Raw genomic sequence first — 12,730 nt, 5'->3', positions numbered from 1 at the left:
ACCACTCGGTAGGTGGAACGATGGGTGCACCATCCCGTGCGGATCAGGGACGAGATGGTCATCCGGCCGGGCTCCCGGGGAGCCTCACCACCACCTGGTGCGGGCCCGCCGGATGCCCTGCATCACCGGGCTCGGACGGCCGGTGCGACGTCCTCGGCGACGATGCGCAGGATCCGCTCGTGCGACGCGGCGTCACCGTTCGCGGGCAGGGTGATCACGAGTTCGTCGGTCGACCGCACGGCCGGGTCGGCGAGCAGCGCGTCGACGATGGCCGACGGCTCGCCGGAGACGACCTTGCTGAAGCGGAACGGCGGGTTCCCCGAGAGCGGTCGCCCCTCGTCGTCCATGCCGCTCGCGTATCCGGTGAGGAACTCCTCGTGCACGGCGCGGTCGTGGTCGTCGAGCAGCGGGACCACGATCCGGCCGACGGCGACCTTCGGGGTGCGGTCGGGGTGCAGCTGGGCGAAGCGCTCGCGGTACGCGGCGATCTGGTCCGCCTGCGCCTCGGCGAACGGCGCACCGGTGTCCTCGGTGTTCAGGGTCGAACAGTGCAGCAGCAGACCCTTCTCGGCCGTCCGCACCGCGGTGCCCATGCTGCCGCCGCCCCACCACACGCGGTCGCGGAGTCCGGGGCTGAGGGGCTGCAGCGTCAGGTCGGCGTCGGCCGGGATGCTCTCGTAGCCCTTGCCGGCGGTGCCGAGCGGCTCGCCCTGCAGCACCTCGAGCAGGCGGGACGCGCGCGCCTCGGCCTCGTCGCGGAAGCTGCGGTCGGACGCGCCGAACACCGGGTCGAGGATCGGACCGTAGCCCGCGATGCCGGTCGAGATGCCGAGCTGCACGCGGCCGTCGCTGAGGAGGTCGACCGTGCTGGCGTCCTCGGCGAGGCGGATCGGGTCCTCGTAGCGCATGCCGAGGACCGCGGTGCCGAAGCTGATCGTGCTGGTGCGCTGGGCGGCGGCCGCGAAGAAGGTCATCGGGCTGGTCAGGAACGGCTCGAAGTGGCGCCCGCGGACCCAGCCGGTGCCGTAGCCGAGCGACTCGGCGGTCTCGAAGAGCCGCAGGCCGTCCTCGAGGGCAGCGGCGGCGCCGGCCGTGCCGCCGTGGTTCGGGACGAAGGAGAGGAAGCCGAGTTCGCGCACGACGTGAGTCTATGCGGACGCATCCATGCGTGGTCCAGGAGGCGCGGTGCCGGCCCGCACCGCGCCTCCAGTCCGTCTCGTCGTCACCACCCACCTGGGAGGATGGTGCCATGACCGACGTCACCACCCAGCCCCCGCTCGTCGCCGCCCTGCCGGCGGCGGTCGACGGTGTCGTCGACCCGGACGCCGTGTACGAGGCGTTCGCGGCCTGGGCGGCCGAGGGCGGGCGCCCGCTCTACCCGGCGCAGGACGAAGCCGTGATCGAGCTCGTCTCCGGCGCCAACGTCGTGCTCTCGACGCCCACCGGCACCGGCAAGTCACTCGTCGCCGCGGGTGCGCACTTCGCCGCCCTCGCCGAGGGCAAGCGGAGCTACTACACGGCGCCGATCAAGGCACTCGTCTCCGAGAAGTTCTTCCAGCTCGTCGAGCTGTTCGGTGCCCAGAACGTCGGCATGGTCACGGGTGACTCGAGCGTCAACGCCGATGCCCCGATCGTGTGCTGCACGGCGGAAATCCTCGCGAACCTCGCGCTCCGGCAGGGACCGGACGCCGACGTCGACGTCGTCGTGATGGACGAGTTCCACTACTACGGCGACCCCGACCGCGGATGGGCGTGGCAGGTGCCGCTGCTCGTCCTCGAACGGGCGCAGTTCCTGCTCATGTCCGCGACGCTCGGCGACGTCACGACCATCGCGGACGACCTCTCGCGCCGGACCGGACGGCCCACCGCGCGGGTCACCGGGGTCTCGCGTCCGGTGCCGCTCGAGTACGAGTACGTGATGACGCCCGTGCAGGAGACGGTCGAACGGCTGCTCGAGGAGGGCAAGGCACCGATCTACATCGTCCACTTCGCCCAGGCCGCCGCACTCGAACGGGCGCAGGCGCTCATGTCGGCGCGCGTCGCGTCACGCGAACGCCGAGACCAGATCGCCGAGGCCATCGCCGGCTTCCGTTTCAGCGCCGGGTTCGGGCAGACCCTGTCCCGACTCATCCGGGCGGGCATCGGCGTCCACCACGCCGGCATGCTGCCGAAGTACCGACGGCTCGTCGAGCAGCTCGCCCAGCGCGGGCTGTTGCCGGTGATCTGCGGCACCGACACCCTCGGCGTCGGCATCAACGTGCCGATCCGCTCGGTGCTGCTCACCGGGCTGACGAAGTTCGACGGCACGAAGATGCGACAGCTGTCCGCTCGTGAGTTCCACCAGATCGCCGGTCGAGCCGGTCGTGCCGGGTACGACACCGAGGGCGACGTCGTCGCCGAGGCGCCGGAGCACGACATCGAGAACGCCCGGGCGGTCGCGAAGGCCGGTGACGACCCGAAGAAGAAGAACAAGATCAAGCGGAAGAAGGCACCGGACGGCTTCGTGTCGTGGGGCCAGGCGTCGTTCGAGCGGCTCATCGCGGCCGAGCCCGAGCCGATGGTCTCGCGGATGCGGATCACGCACGCGATGGTGCTCTCCGTCGTCGCGCGCGGCGGTTCGGCGTTCGAGTCCGTCCGGTCGCTCGTCTTCGACAACCACGAGCCCCGGTCGCGGCAGCTCGCGATGGCCCGGCGGGCACTGACCATCGCGCGGACGCTCATCAACGCGCGGGTGATCGAGAAGGTCGACGGGGAGTACCGGCTGACCGTCGACATCGCGCCGAACTTCGCGCTCAACCAGCCGCTCTCGCCGTTCGCGCTCGCGGCGTTCGAGCTGCTCGACCCTTCGTCTCCCAGCTATGCGCTCGACATGGTCTCGATCGTCGAGGCCACCCTCGACGACCCGCGGGCGATCCTCTCGCAGCAGCAGTTCAAGGAGCGCGGCGAGGCCGTCGCCCGGATGAAGCAGGAGGGGATCGAGTACGACGAGCGGATGGAACTGCTCGAGGAGGTCACGTGGCCCCGCCCCCTCGCGGAACTGCTCGAGGCCGCGTACGAGGCCTACGCGGCCGAACAGCCGTGGGTGCTCGACTTCGCGCTCTCGCCCAAGGCCGTCGTGCGTGACATGTACGAGCGGGCGATGACCTTCGGCGACTTCGTGCGGTTCTACCAGCTCACCCGCTCGGAGGGGCTCGTCCTCCGGTACCTGTCCGACGCGTACCGGACGATGCGGCAGACGATCGCCGACGAGCAGCGCACCCCGGAGCTCGACGACCTGATCGAGTGGCTCGGCGAGGTCGTCAAGCAGACCGACTCCTCGCTCGTCGACGAGTGGGAGGCGCTGCTGAACGGTGACGTCCTGCTCGCGTCGGAGGAACACGAGGAGATCGCGCCGCCGCAGCCCTCGCGGCTCACCGGGAACCCGCGGGCGTTCCGGGTGCTCGTGCGCAACGCCCTGTTCCAGCGGGTGCTGCTCGCCGCCGCCGACGACGTCGCCGGACTCGCGGCGCTGGACGGTGCGGCGGGCTTCGGCGAGGACGCGTGGGACGCCGTGCTCGAGGAGTACTACGAGGCGCACGACGAGATCGGGACGGGTGCCGACGCCCGGTCCATGCAGTACCTGGTGCTCGACGAGGCCGGGGCCACCGGGGTGTCCGGGGCGGCGGGCTCAGCGCGCGTCTGGCGTGCGCGGCAGATCTTCGCCGACCCCGCCGGCGACAAGGACTTCGGGTTCTCCGCCACGATCGACCTCGACGCGTCGGACGAAGCGGGCGAGGCCGTGGTGCGGGTCACCGAGATCGGACGCTTCGACGGCTGGTCGGACGTGGACGTCGACTGATGCCCGTGGTGCGCGAGCTCGGCGGCTCCTCGGCCGACGGTGACGTCGCCGCGCTGCAGGACCTGCTCGAGTCGGTGCCGGACTACGCGTTGCGGATCACCGGGTACCCGCCGGGGCCGTCCGACGGGCTGAGCGCGCTGCTGTCGGTGCCGGACGGGTTCGATCCGGCGGGGAAGGTCGGGCTCGGGCTGTGGGAGGGGGAGCGGCTCGTGGCGTTCGCGGACGTGCTGCTCGGGTACCCGTCGCCGTCCGTCGCGTACATCGGGCTGCTGGTCGCCCGAGGGGGCGAGCAGGGTCGGGGGCTCGGGCGGGCGATGCACGACGCGGTCGTCGAGCGGGTCCGGGTGGCGTCCGGGCGCTCGGGTGTGGGCCGCTCGGGCGTGGGGCGCTCGCGCCGTTTGCGCCTGGGGATCGTCGCGTCGAACGCGTCGGTGGCGGAGCCGTTCTGGCGGGCGCTCGGGTACGAGCCGACGGGGGAGGAGAAGCCGTACCGGTACGACCACCTCGTCAGCACGGTCGCGCTCTGGGAGCGGCCGCTCTCGGAACGGCCGCTCTGACGGTCAGAACAGGGTCGCGGGCGGGGTCGCCTCGGGCAGCGCGGCCGGCTCGGTGACCTCGACCCCTGGCCACCCCGGCCCGTGCGGCACCTCGGTGCCCTGCTGGTAGGCGGTCGCGGCACCACGGGCGCGGACGTCGGCCGCCTCGTTCATCTCGTGCCCGACGTGGCCACGGACCCACTCGAACGTGACCTTGCGCCCCCGCAGCTCGGCGTCGAGCTCCTTGATGATCTCGACGTTCAGCACGGGCTTGCCGTCGGCCTTCCGCCAGCCCTTCCGCTTCCAGCCCGCGAGCCACTCGGTGCACGCCTTGATCGCGTACTGGCTGTCGCAGAGGATGTGCAGCGGCTCGCCGGTGTCCTTCGTGGCGCGGAGCAGCTGGAGGACGGCGGTCAGCTCACCCTGGTTGTTGGTGGCGTTCGGCCACCCACCGGCGGCCCAGCGGTCGTCATCGACGTACCAGGCCCAGCCGGCCGGGCCGGGGTTGCCGAGGGCTGAGCCGTCTGCTGCGGCGACGATCGTCACGGTGGGACCTCCTGCGTGTGGCGAGTGCTGGTCAACCGTAACGGACCGGACCGACCCCCGGCGTCAGCGGTTCGCGGGGGAGATGTTGAGGGTGGCGTCCTCGTTGAGCCACTTGTCGCCGCGGAGCTCGAGGTAGGGGTTCATCCACTCGAACTGCGCCGGGGTGACGCCGAAGCGCTTCGACACCGTGGTGAGGTCGTCCCCGTGCGACACCATGTACCAGGTGGGCGTGCCGTCGACGTCCTTCACGTACCCGTACGCACCCGGGCGGGCCTTCCCCACGGTCACGCGCAGGTCCGGGTAGGGGTTCGGGATCTTCCACGTCAGCGTGCCGACCGCGAGCACGGAGCCGACCCACGGACGGTCCGCATCGCTGCTGCCATCGTCGGACGACATCGGCACCAGGACGGCGCTCGCGAGGTAGTCGGGCCGTGCGCCCGCGTCGAGCGTGTACGAGTCGGGCGGTCCGGATGCGCGGTCCCACTGCACGAACCCACGGGCGACCGCGTCGTAGCCGTCCTGGAACCCGGCGACGCGGTGGCGGAACTGGATCGACATCGGCTGCGGGTTCGTCGTCCGGTAGTCCGAGAGGTGCACCGTGAACACACCGCCGGCATCGGCCGTGACCCGCACGTGGATCGACGTGTCCCCGGTCTTCGACACGACGTCGGTCTCGGCGGCGACCGTCCCGGCAGGGAGGACCTGCTCGGGGGTCGGGGACGCGGAGGGCGTCGGTAACTCGGTGGCGTCCGGTCCCTGCACGGCCAGCCGGGTCGGACTCGGCACCGGATCGGGTCCGCTGAACACCGAGCAGCCGGTCAGTCCGATGGCTGCGACCGCCGCCAGCAGCACCACCGCAGTCGTCCGTCCCCTCGTCACCGCTCGTCGCATGATCCCCCTCGTCCCCGGCCGGCGTCGGATCTCGCCTGGCCCGCGGCGATCGTAGCGTGGGGTCGAGGCGCGTTCCGGGCCCGTGACCGGATCGGTACCGATGCTGCGGGATCGAGCGGTCGCCCTCGGGCGGACCACCGGTCGGGTGCGTCGATCGGACTGCCGGGGGCGTCGCTCGGGCAGCGGGGCCTACGGTCGGCGCCATGAGCGACAGCATCCCCGACGTCCCGGGCCCCGAGGACTCCGACGACCGCGCACGCACCGACGCCCTGCGCGAGGCCGCACACCACGAGGGCGCGAACGGCGTCGGTGAGCGTGAGCAGCGCGCGGCCGACACCTCGTACAGCCCGTCGAGCGAGCGGGAGACCGAGGCATCGCAGACGTCACAGCGCGATCGTGCCGACCTCGAGGCGGACGGCATCGACCCCTCGAGGATCGTCGCCGCTCCGGGCACGGGTGGTGCCGACGACGCGGGTGACGTCGAGCCGGAGCCCGGCGACCTGCACCTGCCGTGGCAGTCCGAGGAGGACCGCCGGGGCTAGCTCGCCACCCGGTCGAGTTCGCGGACGAGCTCCTCACCGTCGCGGACGTCCCAGAACGCGAACGGCCGCGGGCCGAATGCGAACGCGTCGAGACCCGTGTTCGCGTAGAGGCGTGCCGCTCCGGAACCGCTGACGAACGCCGGGAGCCCGGACGGCTGGCCGGTGTTCCACTCCACCGAGCAGTGCCGACGGTCCTTGCTCCACGTGATGGTCCGATCGGTGCGGCCCACCGAGACCTCTCGCGAGCCGCGGGGCGTGATGACGAGCGCTCGGCGGGACGTCACCGCGTACACGGTGGTGCGCTTCCGGTGACGCTTCAGCAGGAAACGGCCGAAGACGAAGAACAGGCCGGGCAGGATGAAGACGCCCCCGAAGACGAGGAAGAACGTCGGTGCGCCGGACGTCGCGGCGGTGACCTCCCAGTACACGGCGAACCCGCACCAGAGCACCGAGAAGGGCACCAGGAACACGTCCTGTCCAGCGAACAGCTTCGCCGGGTCGCTCGTCCCCGCCCAGTACAGGTGCTCGTCCGGCCGGAGGTGTTCACGCGCGGTCTGTTGAGGATCGTTCACCCCGAAGAACCTACGCGCGTCAGGACACCGAGTCCGGGTGGGACCCCGTGCGCTGCCCCGACTCGAGCGACGCGATCGCCGCCAGGTCGTCGTCGCTCAGCACGAACCCGTCGACGTCGAGGTTCGACCGGATCCGCGACGGCGTCACCGACTTCGGCAGCACCACCACCCCCTGCTGCACGTTCCACCGCACGAGCACCTGCGCCACGCTCACCCCGTGGGCGTCCGCGATGCCGGTGAGCACCGGCTCGTCGATGAGCCGCCCGCGTCCGAGCGGCGACCAGGCCTCGGTCACGATCCCGTGCTGCGCGTGGAACGCCGTGAGGTCGCGCTGCGGCAGCCACGGGTGCCGTTCGACCTGGTTCACCGCCGGGACCTCGCCCGTCTCGTCGATGAGCCGTTCGAGGTGCGGCACCTGGAAGTTCGATACCCCGACGCTGCGCGCGCGCCCCGACTCGCGCAGCTCGACGAGGGCGCGCCAGGTGTCGACGTAGCGGTCGTTCGCCGCGGCCGGCCAGTGGATCAGGTAGAGGTCGACGGTGTCGAGCCCGAGTCGCTCGAGGCTCGCGTCGAACGCCCGCAGGGTCGCGTCGCGCCCCTGGTGGTCGTTCCACACCTTGGTCGTCACGAAGACGTCGTCACGGTCGAGCCCGGAGGCGCGGATCGCCTTCCCGACGCCGGTCTCGTTGCCGTACATCTCGGCGGTGTCGACGTGCCGGTAGCCGGCGTCGAGCGCGAGACCGACCGCCGTCTCGGCCTCGGTGTCGTCGACCTTGTAGGCGCCGAAGCCGATGGCGGGGATCGATGCGCCGTCGCGGAGGGGGACTGAGGTGACCATGCACCCATCCTGCCGATCGTGGCGGGGGTGCGCCGCGCCTCCAGGCTGGGCGTCGCACCACGTCATCGACGTGACACCCGTCGATCGACGCACAGGACGTCGAAACACGCGTGTTTCGCGACCTAGGTGGGGATGTTCACCGGCTCCGTGTCGGGGATGGGGCTCGCGTCGCGACCACGCAGGTCGGGCAGCCAGCGCCGCGTGACGAGCGGCAGGACGACGCCCACCGCGGCCATCACGGCACCGACCATCATCCCGCCGGTCGCTCCCTGGCTGTCGATGAGGAAGCCGGCGACCGCGGAACCGCCCGCTGCACCGATGAGCTGGCCGGTGCCCATCCAGCCGTACGCCTCGGCCGTGTCGGAGAACTTCACCGTCGCCGAGACCGAGCCGAACATGACCGCGAGGGCCGGAGCGATGCCCGCGCCGGCGATGACCAGGGCGAGGCAGAGCCACCAGAAGTTCGTGCCGCCGACGGCCAGGGCGAGTCCGACGAACACGATCGACATCCGCGTCCACAGGGTGTTGCGCGAGATCGGCAGGTGGCCGAGCGTGAGGCCGCCGATGAGCGACCCGACCGCGAAGACGGCGAGGACGATGCCGGCGTTCGGGCTGCCCTCGCCGAAGACGCTCGTGACGCTCGCCTCGACCGCGGCGCAGGCCCCGATGAGGAGGAGGCCGGTGAGGGTGGCGACGACGACCGACGGCCGCTTCAGCACCACGCCGAACGCGCGCTTCGACCGCGGGATGCGGACGCGGCCGAGCTCGGGGGAGGCGATGAACCACGTGCCGCCGACCACCAGGAACACCATCGCGACGACGATCGCCTGGACCGTGCCGATCTGCGTCGCGACGAACGTCGTGATGACCGGGCCGGCGACCCAGATGAGCTCCTGCGCGCTCGCGTCGAGGGAGAAGAGGGGCGTGAGCTGCGACGAGGTCACCATCTTGGGGTAGATGGTGCGCACCGCCGGCTGCACGGGCGGGACGGCGAGGCCGCCCAGGAACCCGACGACCACGTAGGCCCACAGCGGCATGACGAAGAACGCGATGACGGCCATGCTCACGAGCGCGACGAGGCTCGTCAGGATGAGCACCGGCCGCATGCCCCAGCTGCCCATCCAGCGGCTGGTGAGCGGACCCGCGATCGCCTGCCCGATGCTCGTGGTCGCGAGTACGAGACCGGCGGCGCCGTACGAGTCGAAGACGTGCTCGACGTGCAGCAGGTAGGCCAGCGACAGCATGCCGAAGGGGAACCGTGCGGTGAGCTGCGCGGCGATGACGCGACCCACGCCGGGAGTCTTGAGGAGGGGGCCGTACGTGCTCACGAGACGAGTGTACGGACCGGACGGACGGCCCTGTCACCCGTCCGGGGGAGGTGTGGACGGCGAGCTGCCCGCGACACGCCGACACGCTGATTCCACACATGTGGATCGACGCTGTCCACGGGTGTGGGGAAGTGTCGGTGGTCCGCTGGAGAATGGCGGAATCACGGGCCTCTCCGAGCTGTTCACACTGTGGAGGAGCTTGTGGAGAACTACACGGCTGTAACACTTCCTCTTGTGGTCGGTGACTCCGCCAGCCACTAGATGTAGTGTGGAGGCATCGCAGCGGCCCCTCCCGGAACCTGCTGCACACAGGCATCAAGACAACCACCACAGCAACAGCAGAACCAGGGGAGATCATGGCCGTCACCGTCTACACCAAGCCGTCCTGCGTCCAGTGCACCGCGACGTACCGGGCGCTCGACAACAAGGGCATCCAGTACGAAGTGCACGACGTCTCCACCGACGAAGCCGCGCTCGAGCACGTCAAGAGCCTCGGCTACCTGCAGGCGCCCGTCGTCGTCACGGACGACGACCACTGGTCGGGCTTCCGTCCCGACAAGATCGCGACGCTCAGCGCCGAACTCGCGTAGTTCGACCCACGTCCGCGGGTGGTGACCCGAGCTCGTTCAGGAGGCTCGGATCACCACCGCAGGACACCCACGGTCCGTCTGTCCGCACCTTCTCATCGGAGGGGCACCATGAGCCGACTGGTCTACTTCTCGAGCGTGTCCGGGTACACCGCACGCTTCGTCGAGAAGCTCGGCCGTGACGCGGACCGGATCCCGCTCTACCCGAACGACCCGTTCCTCCACGTGGACGAGCCGTACGTGTTGGTGCTGCCCACCTACGGTGGCGGCAACGGGCAGGGAGCGGTCCCCAAGCAGGTCATCAAGTTCCTCAACGACGAACGCAACCGCTCGCTCATCCGCGGTGTGATCGTCGGGGGCAACACGAACTTCGGCGAGGCCTACGGTCTCGCGGGGGACGTCATCGCACGCAAGTGCAACGTCCCCGTCCTCTACAGATTCGAACTCTTCGGGACTCCTGACGACGTGTCAGCGGTCAACACAGGATTGGATGCATTTTGGACGCAGCAGTTGCAGACGTCGATCTGACGTCGCCGCAGACGGGGATGGACTACCACTCCCTCAACGCGATGCTCAACCTCTACGACGCGGACGGGAACATCCAGTTCGACAAGGACCGTGAGGCCGCGAAGCAGTTCTTCCTGCAGCACGTCAACCAGAACACCGTCTTCTTCCACAACCTGAAGGAGCGGCTCGACTACCTGGTCGAGAACGAGTACTACGAGCGCGAGACGATCGACATGTACTCGCTGGACTTCATCCAGAAGCTCAACGACCTGGCGTACTCGAAGAAGTTCCGGTTCCAGACGTTCCTCGGTGCGTTCAAGTACTACACGAGCTACACGCTCAAGACGTTCGACGGCAAGCGCTACCTCGAGCGCTTCGAGGACCGCGTCGTGATGACCGCCCTCGGCCTCGCACAGGGCAACGAGCAGCTCGCGATCGACCTCGTGGAAGAGATCATCGCCGGCCGTTTCCAGCCCGCGACCCCGACGTTCCTCAACACCGCGAAGGCCCAGCGCGGCGAGCTCGTCTCCTGCTTCCTCCTCCGCATCGAGGACAACATGGAGTCGATCTCGCGCGGCATCAACTCCTCGCTGCAGCTCTCGAAGCGCGGCGGCGGCGTGGCCCTGCTCCTCTCCAACATCCGCGAGGCCGGCGCCCCGATCAAGCAGATCGAGAACCAGTCCTCGGGCATCATCCCCGTGATGAAGCTGCTGGAAGACTCCTTCTCCTACGCGAACCAGCTCGGTGCGCGTCAGGGTGCCGGCGCGGTCTACCTCAGCGCCCACCACCCGGACATCATGCGGTTCCTCGACACCAAGCGTGAGAACGCCGACGAGAAGATCCGCATCAAGACGCTCTCCCTCGGCGTCGTCGTGCCGGACATCACGTTCGAGCTCGCGAAGAACAACGAGGACATGTACCTCTTCTCGCCGTACGACGTCGAGAAGGTCTACGGCATCCCGTTCGGCGACGTCCCGATCTCCGAGAAGTACCGCGAGATGGTCGACGACTCGCGCATCAAGAAGACGAAGATCAAGGCGCGCGACTTCTTCACCACCATCGCCGAGATCCAGTTCGAGTCGGGCTACCCGTACATCGTGTTCGAGGACACGGTGAACAAGGCCAACCCGATCAAGGGTCGGATCAACATGTCCAACCTGTGCTCGGAAATCCTGCAGGTCAACACCCCGACGACGTTCAACGAGGACCTCTCGTACAACGAGATCGGCAAGGACATCTCCTGCAACCTCGGCTCGCTGAACATCGCGCTGACGATGGACTCGCCGGACTTCGGTCGCACCATCGAGACCGCCATCCGCGGCCTCACCTCGGTGTCGCAGATGTCGCACATCACGTCGGTCCGCTCCGTCGAGGACGGCAACGACAAGTCGCACGCCATCGGCCTCGGCCAGATGAACCTGCACGGCTACCTCGCTCGTGAGCGCGTCTACTACGGCTCCGAAGAGGGCATCGACTTCACGAACATCTACTTCTACACGGTGCTGTTCCACGCCCTTCGTGCGTCGAACAAGATCGCGATCGAGACCGGCGAGACCTTCGACGGGTTCCGCGACTCGAAGTACGCGTCGGGCGAGTTCTTCGACAAGTACACCGACCAGGCGTGGACCCCCGCCACGGCTCGCGTCGCCTCGCTCTTCGACAACGCGAACATCACGATCCCGACGCAGGACGACTGGAAGGCGCTGAAGGCGTCCATCCAGGAGCACGGCATCTACAACCAGAACCTGCAGGCCGTCCCGCCGACCGGTTCGATCTCGTACATCAACCACTCGACGTCGTCGATCCACCCGATCGCGTCGAAGATCGAGATCCGCAAGGAAGGCAAGCTCGGTCGCGTCTACTACCCGGCGCCGTTCATGACGAACGACAACCTGGACTACTACCAGGACGCGTACGAGATCGGTGCCGAGAAGATCATCGACACGTACGCCGCGGCGACGCAGCACGTGGACCAGGGCCTGTCCCTGACGCTGTTCTTCAAGGACACCGCCACCACGCGCGACATCAACAAGGCGCAGATCTACGCATGGCGCAAGGGCATCAAGACGATCTACTACATCCGTCTCCGCCAGCTCGCGCTCGAGGGCACCGAGGTCGAGGGCTGCGTCAGCTGCATGCTGTAGAGCCTGCCGCTCTGCATTCTGGAGGCGCGGTGCCAGCCCGCACCGCGCCTCCAGGTCCACACAAGTCCATAAAAAGCTCAGGACCAGGTTCGCGAAAACCTGGTCCTGAACAGCCCCAAACAGGGACCCCAACTGAGCGCTGGAACGTCCACTGTACATGAGTCGAACTGGCCCGTCGGGCTGGGCTCTCGGGGCTGATTCAGCCCCGAGAGGAGGTGAAGACAGTGGGTAGAAGTGTCAATCGAAGCGCCGCAAGCGGCCGCTTCGTCAGCGCGGCTGCCGCCGCTCGTTGGCCGTCGAAGACGACCACCGAGCGTGTGGGCAGCGGTACAGGCAACTCCCGCACGGTGAATCGTTCCGCTGGTACTGGTCAGTTTGTGACAGCAGCAAGTGCGAAGCGA

At 69.0% G+C, this 12,730-nt stretch carries 12 protein-coding genes; 6 read left to right on the top strand and 6 right to left on the bottom strand.

Translation table 11 applies throughout. The annotated features are described in order from the left end of the window. Positions 1-122: 122 nt before the first annotated feature. Positions 123-1,139: an LLM class flavin-dependent oxidoreductase gene (locus ACIPEP_RS17340; protein ID WP_402717941.1), complete on the bottom strand. Its 1,017-nt coding sequence runs from the start codon at positions 1,137-1,139 to the stop codon at positions 123-125. Between the two features lie 110 nt (positions 1,140-1,249). On the opposite strand from ACIPEP_RS17340, the gene ACIPEP_RS17335 reads away from it, so the two are divergent. Then, on the top strand, positions 1,250-3,838 hold the full coding sequence (locus ACIPEP_RS17335; RefSeq protein WP_402717940.1) for a DEAD/DEAH box helicase: 2,589 nt from the start codon (positions 1,250-1,252) through the stop codon (positions 3,836-3,838). 5 nt (positions 3,839-3,843) lie between these two features. Further along, positions 3,844-4,395, top strand: a complete 552-nt coding sequence (locus ACIPEP_RS17330) for a GNAT family N-acetyltransferase (protein WP_402717939.1) — start codon at positions 3,844-3,846, stop codon at positions 4,393-4,395. Between the two features lie 3 nt (positions 4,396-4,398). Here ACIPEP_RS17330 and ACIPEP_RS17325 read toward each other — a convergent pair whose 3' ends face one another. Both ACIPEP_RS17325 and ACIPEP_RS17320 read right to left on the bottom strand, forming a co-directional pair. Further along, positions 4,399-4,920 carry a ribonuclease H gene (locus ACIPEP_RS17325; RefSeq protein ID WP_402717938.1) on the bottom strand — a complete coding sequence of 174 codons (522 nt, stop codon included), beginning with the start codon at positions 4,918-4,920 and terminating at the stop codon, positions 4,399-4,401. A gap of 63 nt (positions 4,921-4,983) precedes the next feature. Then, positions 4,984-5,811 (bottom strand): hypothetical protein, encoded by an 828-nt coding sequence (locus tag ACIPEP_RS17320; protein WP_402717937.1) that lies wholly within the window; start codon positions 5,809-5,811, stop codon positions 4,984-4,986. A gap of 203 nt (positions 5,812-6,014) precedes the next feature. Here ACIPEP_RS17320 and ACIPEP_RS17315 point away from each other — a divergent pair, with 203 nt between their 5' ends. Beyond that, positions 6,015-6,353 (top strand): hypothetical protein, encoded by a 339-nt coding sequence (locus ACIPEP_RS17315; RefSeq protein ID WP_402717936.1) that lies wholly within the window; start codon positions 6,015-6,017, stop codon positions 6,351-6,353. Here the strand turns inward: ACIPEP_RS17315 and ACIPEP_RS17310 are convergent. The 3 genes from ACIPEP_RS17310 to ACIPEP_RS17300 all read right to left on the bottom strand — a co-directional run bounded on the left by ACIPEP_RS17310 (position 6,350) and on the right by ACIPEP_RS17300 (position 9,091). Next, on the bottom strand, positions 6,350-6,925 hold the full coding sequence (locus tag ACIPEP_RS17310; RefSeq protein WP_402717935.1) for a hypothetical protein: 576 nt from the start codon (positions 6,923-6,925) through the stop codon (positions 6,350-6,352). The genes ACIPEP_RS17315 and ACIPEP_RS17310 overlap by 4 nt on opposite strands. Before the next feature lie 19 nt (positions 6,926-6,944). Then, entirely contained in the window at positions 6,945-7,763 is an 819-nt protein-coding gene (locus ACIPEP_RS17305; protein ID WP_402717934.1) for an aldo/keto reductase, read from the bottom strand. Positions 7,764-7,885: 122 nt separating this feature from the next. Beyond that, positions 7,886-9,091, bottom strand: coding sequence for an MFS transporter (locus ACIPEP_RS17300; protein WP_070417915.1), 1,206 nt, complete (start codon positions 9,089-9,091; stop codon positions 7,886-7,888). 356 nt (positions 9,092-9,447) lie between these two features. On the opposite strand from ACIPEP_RS17300, the gene nrdH reads away from it, so the two are divergent. From nrdH to nrdE, 3 genes are all read left to right on the top strand, one after another. Further along, positions 9,448-9,681, top strand: coding sequence for a glutaredoxin-like protein NrdH (gene nrdH, locus ACIPEP_RS17295; RefSeq protein ID WP_022904483.1), 234 nt, complete (start codon positions 9,448-9,450; stop codon positions 9,679-9,681). 108 nt (positions 9,682-9,789) lie between these two features. Continuing rightward, positions 9,790-10,206 carry a class Ib ribonucleoside-diphosphate reductase assembly flavoprotein NrdI gene (gene nrdI / locus ACIPEP_RS17290; protein ID WP_022906556.1) on the top strand — a complete coding sequence of 139 codons (417 nt, stop codon included), beginning with the start codon at positions 9,790-9,792 and terminating at the stop codon, positions 10,204-10,206. 17 nt (positions 10,207-10,223) lie between these two features. Continuing rightward, positions 10,224-12,329, top strand: coding sequence for a class 1b ribonucleoside-diphosphate reductase subunit alpha (gene nrdE, locus ACIPEP_RS17285; protein ID WP_083295195.1), 2,106 nt, complete (start codon positions 10,224-10,226; stop codon positions 12,327-12,329). The last annotated feature ends 401 nt before the right edge of the window (positions 12,330-12,730 follow it).

This window comes from Curtobacterium sp. NPDC087082 (assembly GCF_044745045.1).
GTDB lineage: Bacteria > Actinomycetota > Actinomycetes > Actinomycetales > Microbacteriaceae > Curtobacterium.
This window is presented reverse-complemented; position numbering and strand designations above follow the sequence as displayed.